The sequence below is a fragment of the Pirellulales bacterium genome, from assembly GCA_036490175.1.
In the GTDB taxonomy this organism is placed as follows: domain Bacteria; phylum Planctomycetota; class Planctomycetia; order Pirellulales; family JACPPG01; genus JACPPG01.
Genome location: DASXEJ010000326.1, coordinates 1 through 17,810 on the forward strand (window position 1 = coordinate 1; position 17,810 = coordinate 17,810).

At 60.1% G+C, this 17,810-nt stretch carries 13 protein-coding genes; 8 read left to right on the plus strand and 5 right to left on the minus strand.

The features are described from left to right. The 3 genes from VGG64_24790 to VGG64_24800 all read right to left on the minus strand — a co-directional run. A partial coding sequence (locus VGG64_24790) for a class I tRNA ligase family protein (GenBank protein HEY1602845.1) occupies nt 1-1,227 on the minus strand: 1,227 nt, incomplete at its 3' end. 111 nt (nt 1,228-1,338) lie between these two features. Further along, nucleotides 1,339-2,952: a citramalate synthase gene (cimA, locus tag VGG64_24795; protein HEY1602846.1), complete on the minus strand. Its 1,614-nt coding sequence runs from the start codon at nt 2,950-2,952 to the stop codon at nt 1,339-1,341. A 443-nt stretch (nt 2,953-3,395) separates the two neighbouring features. Continuing rightward, entirely contained in the window at nt 3,396-3,761 is a 366-nt protein-coding gene (locus VGG64_24800; protein HEY1602847.1) for a hypothetical protein, read from the minus strand. A 105-nt stretch (nt 3,762-3,866) separates the two neighbouring features. Between VGG64_24800 and VGG64_24805 the strand changes: the two genes are divergently transcribed. From VGG64_24805 to VGG64_24820, 4 genes are all read left to right on the plus strand, one after another. Beyond that, entirely contained in the window at nt 3,867-4,313 is a 447-nt protein-coding gene (locus VGG64_24805) for a GyrI-like domain-containing protein (GenBank protein HEY1602848.1), read from the plus strand. A 115-nt stretch (nt 4,314-4,428) separates the two neighbouring features. Next, nucleotides 4,429-5,556, plus strand: coding sequence for a mandelate racemase/muconate lactonizing enzyme family protein (locus VGG64_24810; protein HEY1602849.1), 1,128 nt, complete (start codon nt 4,429-4,431; stop codon nt 5,554-5,556). Between the two features lie 23 nt (nt 5,557-5,579). After that, nucleotides 5,580-8,144: a DUF1553 domain-containing protein gene (locus tag VGG64_24815; protein ID HEY1602850.1), complete on the plus strand. Its 2,565-nt coding sequence runs from the start codon at nt 5,580-5,582 to the stop codon at nt 8,142-8,144. A gap of 194 nt (nt 8,145-8,338) precedes the next feature. After that, nucleotides 8,339-9,742 carry a DUF1501 domain-containing protein gene (locus VGG64_24820; GenBank protein ID HEY1602851.1) on the plus strand — a complete coding sequence of 468 codons (1,404 nt, stop codon included), beginning with the start codon at nt 8,339-8,341 and terminating at the stop codon, nt 9,740-9,742. Between the two features lie 78 nt (nt 9,743-9,820). Here the strand turns inward: VGG64_24820 and VGG64_24825 are convergent, their stop codons facing one another. After that, complete coding sequence (locus VGG64_24825) at nt 9,821-10,918, minus strand: PEP-CTERM sorting domain-containing protein (protein ID HEY1602852.1); 1,098 nt, start codon at nt 10,916-10,918, stop codon at nt 9,821-9,823. A gap of 335 nt (nt 10,919-11,253) precedes the next feature. Between VGG64_24825 and VGG64_24830 the strand changes: the two genes are divergently transcribed. From VGG64_24830 to VGG64_24845, 4 genes are all read left to right on the plus strand, one after another. Next, nucleotides 11,254-12,492 (plus strand): hypothetical protein, encoded by a 1,239-nt coding sequence (locus tag VGG64_24830; protein HEY1602853.1) that lies wholly within the window; start codon nt 11,254-11,256, stop codon nt 12,490-12,492. 230 nt (nt 12,493-12,722) lie between these two features. Then, nucleotides 12,723-13,079: a PadR family transcriptional regulator gene (locus VGG64_24835; GenBank protein ID HEY1602854.1), complete on the plus strand. Its 357-nt coding sequence runs from the start codon at nt 12,723-12,725 to the stop codon at nt 13,077-13,079. Between the two features lie 64 nt (nt 13,080-13,143). Then, nucleotides 13,144-14,571, plus strand: a complete 1,428-nt coding sequence (locus VGG64_24840; GenBank protein HEY1602855.1) for an efflux RND transporter periplasmic adaptor subunit — start codon at nt 13,144-13,146, stop codon at nt 14,569-14,571. A gap of 63 nt (nt 14,572-14,634) precedes the next feature. Beyond that, nucleotides 14,635-16,077, plus strand: coding sequence for a DUF1501 domain-containing protein (locus VGG64_24845; protein ID HEY1602856.1), 1,443 nt, complete (start codon nt 14,635-14,637; stop codon nt 16,075-16,077). 126 nt (nt 16,078-16,203) lie between these two features. Here the strand turns inward: VGG64_24845 and VGG64_24850 are convergent. After that, the coding region (locus VGG64_24850; protein ID HEY1602857.1) for a S46 family peptidase at nt 16,204-17,810 on the minus strand (1,607 nt) is incomplete at its 5' end.

Consider the following 17,810-nt stretch of genomic DNA (forward strand, 5'->3'; position numbering starts at 1 on the left):
CTCGATGGGGGTCTTCGAACGGTCGGAATGCGCGAGCTCAATCTCGCGATCCTCGACTTCGGCCAATAACCCCAAACCGTCCATGTCGGCCACCACGCGTTCGCGCGCGACTGCCATCTTGAGCCCCTGGTAGGGGCCCGCATGAGCGTTGAGAGTGCCGTCGTTGTTCAGGATATTGATCATCGGCAGCGATTGCCGCAGGCCGACTTCATAGTCGTTGGGATCGTGAGCCGGAGTGATCTTTACGCAACCGCTTCCCATCTCGGGCTTGGCCCAGGGGTCTGCGACCAATGGGATCTCGCGGTTCAATAGCGGCAGCGTTAGCTTTCGTCCCGCCACGGCCATGTCGCGCAGTTGCACCAACAGCGGCAGCACTGTGCGGCGGCGTTCGGCAAGTTGCTCGATCTGCACTTTGATTTCGGGCTGCTGTTTTTCACTGGCCTCGGCCAGCTTGACGCGTAGCTCGGCTTCGACGGCGTCCAGGGCCGCGGTCGGATCGGGATGCACAGCCACGGCCGTGTCGCCGAGCATCGTTTCGGGGCGCGTGGTGGCAATCGTCACATGCGTCGGCTCGCCTGGGCGAGGGTCGCGCACGGGGTATTTCAAGTGCCAGAAGTGACCAGCCACGGTCTCGTGAAAGACTTCGTCATCGCTGACGGCCGTTTGCAGAAAGGTGTCCCAGTTCACCAATCGCCGACCGCGATAGATCAGCCCTGCCTTGAAGAACCCAAAAAACGTGTGGCGTACAGCTCGCGCGCACACGTCGTCGAGCGTGAAGCGCGCACGCTGCCAGTCGCAGCTACAGCCGAGACGTTTTAGCTGACCGAGGATGCGCCGCTCGTAATCGTTCTTCCAATCCCAGATCCGCGCCACGAGATTGTCTCGCCCCAAGTCGTGGCGAGATTTCTTTTCTTCTTGCAGCAATCGTCGCTCGACCACGGCCTGAGTAGCGATGCCGGCATGATCCGTGCCCGGCATCCACAGGGTGTTGAATCCCTGCATGCGCTTGGAACGAATGAGAATGTCCTGAATCGTGTTGTTCAGGGCATGACCAAGGTGCAGCGCCCCGGTGACATTCGGGGGCGGGATCACGATGGTATAGGGTTTACGCCGCGGGTCGGGCTCGCTGTGGAAGTACTTCTGCTCCTCCCAAAAACGATACCAGCGCTGCTCGGGTCCGGCGTGATTATATTGCTTGGGTAATTCCTGCTGACTGGTGGTCGACATGGTATGTGCGTCCTTGTGAGGTCAGGCATGTCTCGCCCGACACTCGAGCATGGAGGTCAAAGAATGGAAATCCGTTTCTCGACGATTGCTTGACGGACAGCTTCGCGGGCCCTATTTGCCGGCCGGGGCAAGTTTGGCGGCGGCCGCGGTTTTTTTCTCGTCCCGCGACTCGTCCTTATACAACTTGTATTCAATGCTATCGACCAAAGCCGTCCAGCTAGCTTCGATGATATTTTCGCTGACGCCCACGGTGCCCCAAACGTCGTGTTCGTCCCGGCTTTCGATCACTACACGCACGCCGGCGGCCGTGGCGGCCTCGGAATTAATTACCCGTACTTTGTAATCCACCAGGTGCATGTCCGCGAGTCCGGGATAGGCAGCTGCGAGTGCTTTGCGTAGGGCCGCGTCCAGCGCGTTGACCGGACCGTCTCCTTCGGCCACCTCATGGCGCACCGTGTCGCCGATACGGATCTTCACCGTAGCTTCGGTCGTGACCGCCTCGGCCCCTGCGGCTTCAACCGTGACGTGGAAGTTCAAGCGTTCGAAGTGCGGACGGTAGCTGCCAGCGCATTTCCTTACCAGCAGGTCGAACGAAGCTTCGGCCGCCTCGAATTGGTAACCGGCATTCTCCATCTTTACGACCTGCGCCAGGATCCGGTCCATGAGGGCCCGGTCGTTTTGCAGGTTATGCTTGGTCGTCAGCGCCATGATGTTCGATCGGCCGGAAAGTTCGCTGACTAGCACACGGCGCTCGTTGCCGACGCTTTCGGGCGCGATGTGCTCGTAGCTGCTCGATGCCCGATTCACAGCATGCACGTGCATGCCTCCCTTGTGGGCGAACGCACTAGCGCCGACAAAGGCTTGGCTCGAACGAAAATTCATGTTCGCCAGTTCGTAACAATAGCGCGAGAGATCGGTTAGACGCTGTGGACTGCCCGGCAATAGGACTTCGTAGCCTGATTTCTTTAGTGCCAGGTTGGCCACGACCGAGATCAGATCGACGTTGCCGCAGCGCTCGCCGACACCGTTAATGGTCCCTTGTACGTGATCGGCGCCGGCATCGACCGCGGCCAGCGTATTGGCCACGGCCAGCTCACAGTCGTTATGGCAATGGATGCCCACAGGAATCTTTAGCGATTGCCGTGCCTGACGGGTCAACTCGGCCACCTCTTCGGGCAGGCTGCCGCCATTGGTATCGCACAACACGACAATCCGCGCGCCGGCGGCTGCGGCGGCCTGGATCGTGCGGCGGGCGTACTCGGCATTGCGCTTCCAACCGTCGAAGAAGTGCTCGGCATCGTAGATCACCTCGCGCCCTTCGCTGCGCAAGTAGGCGATGCTGTCGGCGATCATCTCGATGTTCTCATCCAACGTGGCCGACAACACGTCGGTAACGTGAAAGTCTGATGTTTTCCCGACCAGCGTGATGATGCTTGCCCCCGAGTCGACAAGCGCCCGCATGCCAGGATCCTGATCGGCCGTGATTCCCTTGCGTCGCGTCATGCCGAAGGCGCAGACCTTGGCATGCGCCAGATCGAGCCCCTGCGCACGTTGGAAATACTGTGCGTCCTTATCGTTCGAGAGCGGGTAGCCCCCTTCGATGAAGTCGAAGCCCAGGCTATCGAGCCGCTCGGTCAACAGCAGCTTGTCTTGCAGTGAGAAGTTGACCCCTTCTCCCTGGCTGCCGTCACGCAACGTGGTGTCATAGATTTCGATGCGACGCATACAGACTCCCAAAAACAAAAAAACCCTGCCGGCCACCAGCGGCCTCAGGGCTTGCGATTGATGGGTCTTACCGGTCGACGCCCTAGGCCTGCGCCCCCTTAATAATCTCGATGCTAACGCCCACCACTCGTCGGACTATGCCGGCAATGGACCGAGCTACTTCGAAATCACAGGGGCAAGCCATAGGAATTCTGCGGTCGAGGCGGCGCAAATCGGTTACCAGACAACTTTTATCAACCAAAAGATACGCCGCGAATCTGGGGGTGTCAATTGTGCCGACAGGTGATGCAGCACGCCCACGCGCAGGCTGGTCGCAGCAGGCGTCTTAACGGTAGACCGCCACAAAGCCCAAAAAGTTCGCGAGATTCAGAGCCGTGGCGGACTGACCCTCTGGGCCGGCTTTGGATTCTGTCGCGTCCCGCGGTAACCCATGCCCTAGCGTCTCAGTTCGCCTTGGTGCCTTCCACCCGTGGCGGGGCAGGGCACAACTCCGCCAGCAGCTTCAGGCGCACACGCTGGGAATACGTCGGACCGACTAGCCCTGGCTTGGGGGGATTATCCTGCACTTCCTTGATCGCCTTGGCCACGAGTTCGATAAACTTCTTGTTCGTGGCGAAACGGGCTGCGATCTCGTTCGCATTTGTGCCGTCGCCTATTATTTCGTCCAGCCAATGGGGTGGTAGCGCGCCAAGCTTCTTTTGTCCGGAGGTTTGCTCATCGGCCATGGCCGTAGTCAATGAGTTGGTTGTGCTTGCCAGAGCGCCCCAACTTACAGTGGCCAGCGCCGCGCGCCTCGTGATCTGCGCCATCGATAGGCTCCTTGGTGAAAACCGTCGAAAACTGTAGGCCGGTTTCGTTGGGCTTCTACGCTGCAAAGTATACGAATCTTAAACCTAGACGACGTTAGTCATCGCATGGAATATCAAATTCTAACTCAAGCGCTCGCGCCGCAGCCGCTGGCCGTGGTTCGCCTGCAGGCGAACGCGGGAGACCTGTCTCGCGTGATTCCGGCGGCGTGCGGCGAGGTTTGGGCGTTCGTTCGATCGGCGCCGATCGAAAATGCCGGTAGGCATGTTGCTGTCTATCTCGATGGTGAGATTAACATCGAATGCGGCGTCGAAGTTGCAGGACCTTTTTGCGGCGATGGTCGTGTCGTCCCGTCGACGACTCCCGGCGGAAGAGTCGCTTCGACGGTTCACATTGGGCCCTATCACCTACTCGGAAATGCTCACGCGGCCATCCGTAAATGGTGCCGCGACAACGGCCAGAGAAGTTGCGGACCGAACTGGGAGATATATGGCCATTGGAATGATGATCCGGCCCAGGTGCGCACCGATGTTTTTTACCTGCTCGACGGTTGATGCCACCCGAGCCATCCGGCGACTGCTGCGGTTGCCACCTGCGGGCCGGGACATGTTACAATGAGGGCCCGCAATAGGCCCCTCGGACGGATGATCCCCAGCCCGCCTGTCAATCATGAAGATCACGCAAGTAGTCTGTCAGATCCTGCGGATCAAAAACGTCGAAGCCAAGACGGCCAGCAGCCAGGATTCGGTGCTGGTACGTGTCCGCACCGATACGGGCCTAGAGGGCATTGGTGAAGCCGACGCCTCGCCCGAAGTCGTCAAAGCCATTATCGACGCGCCGTTTAGCCACAATATTGCCTGCGGACTGCGCGAGATCCTGGTTGGCCAGAACCCGCTCGAGACCCAGCGACTGTGGCAGTTGATGCTGCGACGCACAATGTACTTTGGTCGCACGTCGGTCACGATTACCGCTATGTCTGCCGTGGACATGGCTCTTTGGGACCTGAAGGGCAAGCATTTTGGCGAACCGATTCATCGACTGTTGGGAGGCAAGCAGCACGATCGGATCAAGGCCTATGCGTCGATCCTCTTTGGCCGCGACGGCCGCGAGACGGCCGACATTGGCCGCCGCTGGCGCGAGGCCGGTTATCGCGCAGTGAAATTCGGCTGGGAGCCGATGGGCCCCTCTGAGACGGTCGACATCGACCTGGTGCGTGGTGCCCGCGAAGGAGTGGGGGACGGCACCGTGCTGATCGATGCCGGCTGCGTGTGGGATGCGCGGACCGCCCTGAAACGCGCGCACGCTTTCGATCAGTTTGGCATTGAATGGCTCGAAGAACCGTTGCGCCCGGATGACTACGAGGGCTACGCCTGGCTGCGAGATCGTTCGCCGGTGCCGATCGCCTCGGGCGAAGAAGAGTGTGGCCGCGAGGCGTTCCGCCCGTTGATCGAACGACGTGCGCTCGATGTCTACCAGGTGGATCTGGCGCGAAACGGTTTCACCGACGCGGCCTATATTCGCGATCGAGTTGAAGAGATCGGCGCGCGGCTGTGCAACCATTGCTACACCAGCCCCGTGACGGTCGCGGCCGGCCTGCACTGGTTGAGCACCTGCCGTGACGCGTTCATTTACGAGGATTGCGTCGAGGATTCGCCGCTGCGGCACGAGTTGACGATCGAAAAGGTGCAGGCCGAGGATGGTTGGATCAGCGTGCCCGATCGGCCTGGCCTGGGCGTGACGTTGGACGAGAATTTCGTGAAAGCGCATCTGGTGGCGGAATCGGGCTCGAAAGGCTAGCGCCGCGCGCGGCCAAGACGTTTATGCAACGTGTAGTTCTCAACTTTGTCGAACGTACTATCGCAACAGCTTTGCTGCTGGTTGGTTGTGCGCCATTCGGCATCGCCGAGGAACAAACGCACGTTGATCTGCAGCACGACGTAATGCCGTTGCTACGTGCACGCTGCGTCAAATGTCACGGACCGATGAAGCGCGAAGGGGGCTTGAACCTCAGCACGCCGCGCAGCATGACCCGAGGAGGCGAATCGGGCCCGTCGATCGTCGCGGGCAATCTGGAAGACAGTTATCTGTGGGAGCGAATCGACGCCGATCAGATGCCGCCCGAAATGCCTCTTTCGGCAGAGGAGCGGGCCGTTCTGCAAACGTGGATCACGGCTGGCGCGCCAGGATTGCCATCCGCCGAAGAAGCCGCCAAGCCTGGTCCGGACCATTGGGCCTTTGTGCCACCTGTACGAGCGGAACTGCCGCTTGTGGCGCATCAGGATCGAGTTAGCAATGCCATCGATCGATTCATTCTGGCCGAGTTGGAGCGTCGCGGACTCGAATTGGCGCCAGTGGCCGATCCGACGACCCTGGTGCGCCGGGTATCAATCGACCTCACGGGCCTGGCCCCGTCGCCCGAGGAGATTGCCACGTTTTTGGCCGACGCTGCCCCCGGTGCCTACAAGCGGATGGTAGAGCGCTACTTGGCTAGTCCTCGTTATGGCGAGCGCTGGGGCCAGCATTGGCTCGATGCCGCAGGCTACGCGGATAGCAATGGGTATTTCAATGCTGATACGGACCGTCCGCTGGCCTACCGCTACCGCGACTATGTCATTGCGGCCTGCAACGCCGATAAGCCGTTCGACCTGTTCCTTCAGGAACAAATTGCCGGCGACGAGTTGGCCGGCTTCGATCCCGCAGGGGATGTGACGCCGGAGATGGTAGATCGACTGGTGGCCACGCATTTTCTTCGCAACGCGCCCGACGGCACGGGCGAGAGCGACGGCAACCCCGACGAACAACGGGCCGATCGGTTTACAGTCATCGAAGGGACCGTGCAGGTATTGGCGTCGAGCCTATTTGGGATGACGGTGCAATGTGCCCGCTGCCACGATCATAAGTTCGAGCCGGTCACGCAACGAGAGTACTACGAGCTGCAGGCAATTTTCTGGCCCGCCTACAATCCTGATCAATGGCGCCCCCCGAAGGATCGCACGGTGGCTGTTGCCCCTCGGGACGCGCGCGACCAGCATGCCGCGCGCAGCAAAGCGCTGAACGAACAGATCAAGGATCTGAAGACCAGGCTTGAAAAGGGCATCGAGGCCGCGCGCCAGCGGCTTTCGGACGAGCTGTTGGCGCGACTCGACGAGCCTGCGCGCCAACAGCTACAGCAGGCGCTCGAGCGCAAGAAGAGTGAGCGCAGCGATGCCGAACAGGAACTCGTCAAGGCACACAAGGCCGAAGTGGATCTGGCTGAAGACGCCTTGGCCGCCAAGCTGCCCGACTTTGCCGAGTTAATGGACACGACCAAGGAAAAGATCGCGGCGCTCGAGTCTCAGCGCCCCGAGGCTTTCGAGCAGTTGGCCGTGTTATACGATTTGCAAGCGTCGCCACCGCCGCATCATTTGTTGTTACGCGGCGACTATCGGGCGTTGGGAGCTGAAGTCGGCCCCGGGGTGCCGCAGGTTCTGTGCGCTCCGGAACGGAAGTACGAAGTAGGTCCGCAAAGTCCGTCAACAACGGGGCGACGCACGGCGCTCGCACAATGGCTCACTAATCCGCGGCATCCGGTCGTGGCCCGTGTGGCAGTGAATCGTATCTGGCAGAATCATTTCGGCCGGGGCATCGTGTCGACGACAGACAATTTCGGGTATACCGGCACGCCCCCTTCGCACCCGGAGTTGCTCGACTATTTAGCTGTCGAGTTTGTCCAGGGCGGATGGAGCAGCAAGGCCATCCACCGCCTGATCCTGAATTCGGCCGTTTATCGCCAGTCGACCGCGGCAGGAGATTCCGTTCGCCAGGCCGATCCCGACAACCTGCTGCTGTCGCGCTTTCCGTTGCTGCGATTGGATGCCGAGACTATCCGCGATTCGATGTTGCGCTCGAGCGGCGAACTCGACCTGGCCGTGGGAGGGCCGTACGTGCCCACCACGCGCACGCCGACAGGCGAGGTTGTGGTGCCGGCCGATGCGCCAGGAGCCGCACGCCGCTCGATTTATTTGCAACGCCGTCGCACCCAGCCTGATAGCATGCTCGATGTGTTCGACGCGCCACAGGTGACCACGAACTGCACGCGTCGCAACACGTCGACGATCGCTTTGCAATCTTTAAGCCTGCTCAATTCCGAATTCGTTACGGCCCGCGCCAGTGCCATGGCCGTGCGACTAGGCCGTGCCGTCGGCGATGACGTCGGGGCGAAAATAACGCAGGGGTTTCTCCTGGCGTTTTCACGTCCACCAACCGAGGTAGAGCGGGCCGCCGCAGAGGCGTTCATCGCCACTCAACCGACCACTTATCAGGGATCGCCCGACGCACAGGCACGCACCTGGCGAGACTTCTGCCAGATGCTGTTGGCGAGCAATGCATTTTTGTACGTCGAATGACAGAAACGTCGACAATTCACGAAGAGGATCGTCGCGATATGAGGATGTGAACCACGAATGACACGATTCACGCGAATGAAATCGAGCACCTTTCTTTTCATGCGTGTGTTATTCGTGGTAGCGTGAATTACTTTGGAATTGTCTCAGTGCCTCAGTGGTGAGAATCGGTACAGCCGAAACTAGGCAGCGTGACTATGGGCGACTTCTTTCAACTTAATCGTCGTGCATTCCTGGGACGATATGCCGGCGCCGTAGGGAGCTTGGCGCTCGCTGATCTGCTGGCGGCCACGAGTCCGTCCGCTGCACAGGCGGCCACGCCCGCGTTGCCGCCGGGGGCTGGTCGGGCGAAGGCGGTGATCTGCCTATTTCAGCATGGCGGCCCGAGCCAGATGGACTTGTTCGACGCCAAGCCAGAATTGGCGCGACACGACGGCAAGCCCTATGAAGGAGAACTCGAAGTTCACTTTCACGAGCAGAAGGGGAACGTGCTGGCCTCGCCCTTTGCGTTCCGCCCGGCGGGACAGTGCGGTATGCCGCTATCGGAAATCCTGCCGCACACCGCGGGGATCGCCGACGAGCTGACGCTAGTGCGCTCGATGACGACCGAAAGCGTCGATCACGAAGCGGCATTGCGGTTGATTCATAACGGCAAGATCATGGCCGATCGGCCTGTGATGGGCTCTTGGGTCGCGTATGCATTGGGGACCGAGAATCGCGATCTGCCCGCCTATGTGGTGCTGTCCGACCCTGGAGGGTTGCCGGTCGATGGCATTCGCAATTGGCAAAGCGGCTGGTTGCCGGCACTCTACCAGGGCACGCCATTCCGCGCCAAAGGTGCGCCGGTCCTGCACCTATCGAATCCCGAGGGCGTAACAGCGCAGGCGCGCCGCGGGGAACTCGCATTTCTCGAATCGCTCAATCGCGACCACCTGGCTCGGCATCCCGGCTATTCGGAGTTGGAGGCGCGGATTGCCAATTTCGAAACTGCCGCCCGCATGCAATCGGCCGTTCCCGAGATACTGGACCTATCGGGCGAGACCGAGGCCACACGGCAGATGTATGGACTCGACAACCCCACGACGGCCGAATACGGTGCGCGCTGTCTGCTAGCCCGCCGTCTAGTAGAGCAGGGGGTCCGCTACGTGCAGGTGTTCATGAGCGGCCAGCCGTGGGATACGCACGCCAAGAATGCCGATAATCTACGCGGCCTGTGCGCCCGCACCGATCAACCGTCGGCGGCGCTAGTGGCGGACCTGAAGCAGCGCGGGCTGTTGGATTCGACGATCGTGCTCTGGACCGGAGAGTTCGGCCGGCTGCCGATTTCGCAAAAAGCCGACGGCCGCGATCACAACCGGCACGCCTTCAGCCTGTGGCTAGCGGGGGGCGGCTTTCGACGTGGATACGTCCACGGGGCTACCGACGACTTTGGTTACAAGTCGGTTACCGATGTAGTCAACGTTCACGACCTGCACGCCACGCTGCTGACGGCGCTCGGCCTGGACCACACCCGTCTTACGTTTCCCCACGACGGCCGCGACGACAGTTTGACCGACGCCGAGGTAACGAAGGCCAGCGTCGTACGCGAGCTATTCGCGTAGGGAGCGCTTGGCGGTGGGCAGGCACAGGGATCCAATAGCGATCTTGGACGCCGGCGTCCTGCGTGGGACGACCACCGTTCAACTTGCTTTTCGCGCCCGGCGACGGCGCGCAACGATCCCGGCGCCCATGAGGCCCGCGAGCGACAACACCGCGGACGAAGGCTCGGGGACGACCTGAAAGGGGGCCTGGCCGATAAGTTGGCCGCTCATGCTGAAATCGGCTGCAATCAGCGTGTTCAGCGGTGCCGGCAGCGTGGAGGGTGTAATGTCGAACTTTACGGGCAACGTCAGGCGCAGATTCGACCCGACATGGTCTACCGTCCCTTGGCTGGCGTCGCCGTCAGCCGCGTTGGTGACCGGCAGTGTTGTGCTGAAACCGAATCCGACCTGATAGCTCAACCCCAAAATGTTCGCCGTCTCGGTGATGCTGATACCTTGGCCTGACAATCCTTGTTGCAGTGCAATTAACGCCGCACCGGTGGCAATGAAGTCGGTGATGTTGTCCTGCTTCAGCGTAGCAGTCAGAGACATATCTGTTGTACCGGACACCGAAATGTTGACCTGAGTCGAATCAAAGTGAGCCGGATAAGTTCCTCCGCCCGACATAGGGAGGATCGGGCTGTTCAGATCGACGGCAAAGTTACGCAGCGCTACGTTGAGATTGATCGCCGTCAGCGTACCGAGATTAAGAGTGGTCAGCCCCGAGATTCCCAAGGCGCTGACATCAATAGGCGGAACAACGACGCTTTGCGGCGAAGTGAATACCAGCCCATAGTCGGCCGGGGCAGTTCCCGAAGCGCCGCCAACGCCAGGGGCGATGGCCAAATTGTTGTTCAGCAACCCTACGGCGTTGGCTGCCTGAGCCTCGCCGCCGCCAGGAAACCCGACGCTGAACAGCCCGAGATTGGTGGCCATGTTGCTGGGCGTATTCGTGGCCGTCTGGTTGTAGAGTGCCGACGCGCTGCCGTCTCCGTTCAGTCCGCCGGATGCGAACTGTGGACCTTCGACCAAAGGTGTGCCGTTCAGTGTCGCTGTGGCGGCAATGTTGATGCGGCTTTGGTTGCTGGTCGAGACGTTGATGTTGGTGAATGAAAGTGGCAGGGCATGAGCGACGGGCGCAGCCACCAACAATGCAAACGAGGCCGTGAGGGCGAGAACAAGTTGTTTTCTGGTCATTAGCGTTATTCCCGAAACGAGCTGTGAACGTTTCCCCGAACTGGGCGATCCTGAAGCCAATCCAGGCACACCGTACCCCCTATATTACGCATAATTATTACGATCTTCACTACTTGCCAACGAAAAACCTGGAATCTTGTCGGGACCTAGATAGTCTTTCCACGCCGAGGCTTCGCCGCCGACCGAGAGCGGCAAAACGTCTTGGCAAACGGCCTTTCGTGCGGCCCCCGCAGGTCTTCTCAGCTATGAAACGAGCGTGCCTCGACAGCCTGCCACGCCCGTTTGACCTAAGAATTCCCTAGCGGGTTTCCGTTTCTTGCTTACCGGAGGCTGTCATGGCTGGTGTGTTTTCTGGGGTCCGGCAGTTGTCAATGGCCGTGGCCGGCTGGGCGATTCTGAGCGGTTTCGCACAGGCCGAGTTCACACCGATTGCCGGGTGGGATAACCAGCTGTTTCCCTCCTATCTGGTGACGACAGCCACGATTCGCCTGCCCGAGCAAGAAACCGACGATGACGCCGCCGAAGGCGACACGCAGCGGCTGGGTGACCGGCAGGGAGTGTTGGGAGTGCGGATCGAGTCGCCCGGGGCGGGCATCCCGGTTACGGTCACCATCACTGGCGACGCAATCCTCGAGCCCAGCACGTTTGAAGGGACGCTTGAGGAAGAAGGGGCGACCTACGACATCTTTCCTCAGATCAAATACAAGTACAACGTGCTGACGAAGAACAAGCAGTCGGTTCCCGTCACGGTGACCTTTTCGGTCGTGATGGGGGACGAAAGCGAGGACGATACCGAAGAGCAGACGGCCACGATTACTCTGCGTTCCGTGAACGATTGTCCCTTCTACATCTATCACGGCGACGACATGACCGACGTATCATTCGTTTTTGCCGGCTATGTCAACGAGCAACATCCGTTTGTCGACAAGGTGCTGCGCGAGGCGCTCAATAGCGACATTGTCGACTCGTTCACAGGGTATCAGTCGGGTGATACGAACGAGGTATACCGACAGGTGTACGCCCTATGGAATGCACTCAGCGATCGCGACGTGCGCTATAGCGATATCACCACGTCGGCGGCCGAGAATCCGATTATTTCCAGCCAGCACGTCCGACTGATCGACGAATCGATCAACAACTCACAGGCCAATTGCGTCGACGGCAGCGTGCTGTTTGCTTCGTTGCTACGCAAAATCAATATCGAGCCGGTGCTGATTTTCTTGCCGACGCATTGCTATTTGGGCTTTTATCTGGACGCCGAGCAAAAACAGCTCGTCGCGCTGGAAACAACGCTCATCGGTTCCGTCGCCGACGATGACGCCACGCGCGAAATCGACGGCGCCGATGGTGTGGTCGACGAAAAATGGAAAAAGACGAACTCCTGGGCGACGTTCTGCGCCGCGATCGCGATGGGGAACGAGGATTTGTACGAGACAAATGCCGACAAGTTCAACAAGGACGATCCCGGCTACCAGACGCTGTCCATCGCCGCGGCCCGCCGTCAGGGAATCCTGCCGATCGCCTTCGATTCGAACGAGAAGTTCGAGTCTGCCACGCCCGTCGACGAAGAGTAGTCGCGCTGTCAGGATGAACCGCCGGGCCGAACGTCCGGAGCGCATCCTACGAGCATGGCTTCGTTGACCGTCGGGCAGCTTCGTGACAAGACATCGAAGTTTTCTGCGGGCCGAGGCATTGCCAAAGAATCTGCTTGACCTCCAATAGATCGCATCGCTATATATAGCGTTACTGCTAATCAAGAATGGCGATCGGATGCCGGGGCGTTCGCGAAACAAGGCCAACACACATGACTGACCGATTCAGCGCCGAACTGATGCGAGGGAGCCTGGACCTGATGGTCCTGTCTGTGCTGGCGCAAGGCGCTCAATACGGTTACGCGGTGCAACAGACGCTGCGCGAGGCAACGCAAGGGCGCGTGCCGCTGCCGGCCGGAACGCTGTATCCCCTGTTGCACCGCCTGCAGGACGAGCGACTAATCCGCAGCCGGTGGGACGATTCGACCGGCCGCCGGCGGAAATGGTACGAACTCACAAAAACCGGGCAGGCGCGACTGAATGCACAGGCCGGTCAATGGTTCGCTTATGTGGACTGCATCCGCGGGCTGCTTGACGCGTCTGGCGGGTTGCGTCCAGCCACAGCTTGATTTTGAGTCATCGGTTCGGCCTTCGAGCACTCGACACGAAGACCAGCACAAAGGGCCGTGCGGCATGTCCGAACAGGAATTCGAACTCTATCTAAAGCTTTTGGCACGCTGCCTGCGGTTGACGCCCGGCCAGCGCGACCAGATTGCCGACGAGCTGCGCGATCATCTCCAGGAACGCCTCGAAGAGCTGGTGCGCAGTGGGCTCTCGCGCGATCAGGCCGTGGTGCAAGCCCTTGATGAATTTGGCGACGCGTCGGTGCTGGCAGCTCACTTTACTACGATCGCGCAATGGCGCAGAAGGAAGCTTTTTATGCGTCTCTCCCTCGGCTCGGTGGCGGCTCTGACTATTGTACTTTTTGGGGCCATGGCCTTTTGGCCGGACAATGCCACCGTGCAAGGGCCAAACCACGTAATCGGCGAGACGACGGTGCCCGGCGACGACGTTGCCGATTCCTTTAAAGTAAAGGTGGCTCAGCCGATCGCTCGCGAGGTGGCCGATTCCGTCATTTCCAACGGATTGCTCGAACCGTCGCAGTCTGTGGAAATTCGGGCCCGCGTCACAGGGTACTTGTTGACGGCCGATTTTCCCACCGGCGGATCTGTTAAAAAAGGGGATCACCTGTTCAAGCTCGACGGTCAATCGTACGAGGCCGAGCTGAGCAAGGCCAAGGCCGAGTCACAACGCGCCCAAGCGTATGCGGATCGTAATAAGAACGAATTCGAAGCCTACAACCAGGCGAAAAATAAGGGCGCGGAAGGTGTGACGGAGCTGATGCTGCAAAGCAAACGGTCGGACTGGGTCGAGGCAAAGGCCTCGTGGGCGTCGGCACAGGCCGATATCGAGATCGCGCAGATCAACGTCAATTACACCAACCTGACGGCGCCGATCGCGGGACGGCTGAGCCGGCCGGCCGTCGACGTGGGAAACCTGGTTACGGCCAACCAGACCACGTTGGCGACGTTGGCGACGGTTGATCCGCTCGTGGTCCATTTCACCATGAGCTTCGACGCGTATGCGCGGCTTAGGCAGGCCATCCGCGACGGTGGGCTTAAATTATCGGAGATTCCCGTTGGAATCTCCACATCGAATGACGCCGGCTTTCATGATAGCGCCAAGCTCGAATCGTTAGAGGGTGATACCGTGATGAGCGGGCAGGTACGCGTGCGGGCCACGCTGCCCAACCCTGACATGATGCTTCTGCCGGGGCTGTCCCCTCTTGTCCGCGTTGCGACCAGCAAGCCCTACCCAGCGCTGCTCGTCCCGATGGATGCAGTGCCCCAGTTTGATCAAAATGGGCACGGATATGTGCTTGTCGTGAATGAGCAAAATATCGTTGTCAAGCGCGATGTGATATTGGGAACGATGGAAGGGAAATTCCACGTCGTTCGCAGCGGTCTCAAGCCAAACGATTGGGTTGTCCTCGAAGCGGCCAAACTGGGTTTGGAATTGGGCGGTAAGATCGAGACGACACAGACATCGTTAAAGCCATAACGTTGTGGCGGCGCCACAGAAGATAGTTGCGTTACGCCTCGCGGCGGCCGTACAATCTCGGGAATGAGTGCGATCACGATTCTAGGCGGCGCCCGCCGGGCGTGCGCAGGTCCGACCAGGCGCGAAACGCTGAAGGCGGGAGCGCTGTCCCTGTTGGGCGGGCTCTTCAACACGCCGTCTCTTTTGGCACTCGAAAACTCGACCACCATCAAACTGCGGCCGGCACGGGCCAAGAGTGTCGTGCTGCTTTATTTGCAGGGTGGTCCCCCCACACAGGACATGTGGGATCTGAAGCCGCGCGCGAGCGGCGGTGTCGGCGGCGAGTTCAAGCCCATCGCCACGAGTGCCTCGGGAGTCGAGATTGGCGAACTGCTGCCGTTATCGGCTCGCTGGATGCACAAGTCGTCGATCGTGCGCAGCGTCTATCACAACGGCGGTTGCCACAAGAACCTGCCGATGTACACCGGCTATGACGTAAACCTGCCCGATGAGGAGTTTCGCGACAGCGATCCGCCCAGCATGGGTTCGGTATGTTCGTACCTGGCGCGCGATCAGCAGCAGGAGTTGCCGACCTATGCCTATCTGCCGTGCGCCTTGGGCTGGGGCGAAGTTCGCAAGAAGGCCGGCCCGCATGGCGGATTTTTGGGGCGCCGCTACGATCCGTTTTGCACCGAGTGTACGGCGTACGTCGAAAATCCGCCGGACGACATTTGGCAACCGCAAGTCGTGCGTGGCGAGCCGCGTCTGACCGACACGGTATTACTGGACGGAATTACGCTGGATCGACTCAACGAGCGTCGGCGATTGGTCGAACAGTTCGACGACCAGTTTCGCACCAGCGAAGCCGAACGGGACTTGGGGAATTTCCCACGCGAACAGCGGCTGGCATACGAAATGCTGACGTCGGCCAAGGTACGCGAAGCCTTCGACCTGAGCCGCGAGGATGACAAGACTCGCGACCGTTACGGCCGGACGCTATTCGGCTCGTCGACGTTGCTGGCCCGCCGCCTGGTCGAACGCGGCGTGCAGTTCGTCAACGTGAGTTGGGACAACTTCTCGAAGCGATTCGAGGTCTCGAAGGCCGCTTGGGACACGCATCAGCGCAATTTTCCGATGCTCCGCGAGACGTTGCTCCCCAGCTTCGATCAGACCTATTCGGCATTTATCGAAGACCTCGACGCGCGCGGACTTTTAGACGAGACGTTGGTCGTGACGATGGGCGAGATGGGGCGCACCCCCAAGATCAACGCGCTGGGGGGCCGCGACCATTGGACGTTTTGCTACTCGGTATTGCTGGCCGGCGCCGGCATCCGCGGCGGGACGATCTATGGCGCTTCGGACGAGCAGGCGGCGTTCGTCAAGGACAAGCCGGTACACATCCGTGACATCTGCGCGACGATCTATCATCTGCTGGGCATTGATCCCGCGATGCCCGTCTTCGACCGCGCCGATCGGCCCGTTCCGGTGGCGCAGGGCGGTAGCGCGATTACCGAGCTTTTGGCCTAACGGCTTCGGCACCGTAAGGCCAAGACGCTGTCAGGCCAAGGCGCTGTGCCAAACGATGAATGCAGCCGGCCTAGCTGGTCGAAGACAGCCCTCTGTACTCGCTCTTCGTTGGGCATTCAACGGTGATCATTTTCCCAATTCGTCGGCCAGCTCCTTGGCGTTATAGACCTTGCGTAGCGCCTCGACGATTGCCGCCGAGTGGACGCTAGTGGCGCGGGCCTGGTCCTGGCTGTAGATGAAGTCGAGGACCAGCGATTGGATATTGCCGTCGAAGATCAGGCCCACCACTTCACCGGCTCGATTGATCACGGGGCTGCCCGAGTTGCCGCCAATGATGTCGGCCGTGCTGACGAAGTTGAAGGGAGTGTTAAGGTCGAGATCCTTTTTGTGCTTGATCCAACTTTCCGGCAACTCAAACGGATCTTTGCCGCCGTGATCGGCCGAGTGTTGGTAGGCGCCGGCGATTGTGGTCCAGGGAGGAAGCTTCGTGCCGGCCTCTTGGTAGCCGGCCACCGTGCCGTAGGCCAGCCGCAGGGTAAAGGTGGCATCGGGATAGACGCTATCGCCATAAATGGCAAACCGCGCTTGGGCGATCTTGCCGTAGGCCTGTCGCTGCGGCTCGTCAACCTGATCTTCGTAGATGCGGCGCACGTTGCGCGATGGCTCATCCACGAGCTTGGCAAGCTCGATCATCGGGTCGCGCGATTTGTCGATGGCCGCCGTGCCCCCTTCGGCCAGTTGCTTGCGCAGTGCTACGTCGGCCAATTTCGACCCACTGACAAGTTCGGCCGCACGTTCGCGCGGCGATTTTCCGTCAAGTATTTTCAGCACCAATGGATTGTCGGCCCCTTGAATCTCCATCAGCATGCCGAGCGAGTCGGCCAGCTTGACGATTTCCAAGTCAGGGTAAATCGGCGCTTCCGAAAAGAGCTGTTGCTTGAGCGAATCGAGTCCCGCTTCTCCATACTCGCGCAATCGCTCGGCGTTGGGCTTGTTGCTTTCCTCAGACAGCCGTAGCAGCCGCCGGGCAATGGTGAACAAGTCGGAATTGAAGGCCCGCCCCTGCTCGAGCAACTGGTACTCGTCGTAGATTCCGCCCAATACTTCGATCGACCGGGCTACCTGGTCCCAAGCGTCGCCATATTCCTGGGCGAGCTTGGTGTCCTTCTGCACGGCATCGCGGAGTGCCTTTTCCTGCTGGCGCTTGAGGTCCATGATCGCCGGGTCTTGCAAGCCGGCGAGCCCGCCAAGCCGGGCCTTGCGGCTGTTCTGATAGCCGAACAGTTCATCCTGAGCCCGGCGGGTGTTCTCCAACCCGCGCTCGGCGTAGGTTCGCAAGGTCACCTCGCGGCGGCGGATCATGTCGAGCGCCGCGGGAAATGCCACATCGCGCAAGAATTCCAGATGTTTGACCGTATCGAGTCGGTTCGTGCGCCCCGGATGGCCAGACACGAAGATTAACTCTCCGTCTTTGGCGCCGGCCGGGCTCCATTTCAGAAAGTCCTTGATCTTGGCCGGCTTGCCATCCTCGTAGACACGGAAGAAGCACACGTCCAGGTCGTAGCGTGGGTATTCGAAATTGTCAGGATCGCCGCCGAAGAAGGCGATGTCTTTCTCAGGGGCAAAGACCAGGCGGACGTCGGTGTATTTCTTGTAGCGGTAAAGATGGTATTTGCCACCGTGGTACAAGGTGACGACGTCGCTGCGCAGTCCGGTCTTATCTAACGATTCCT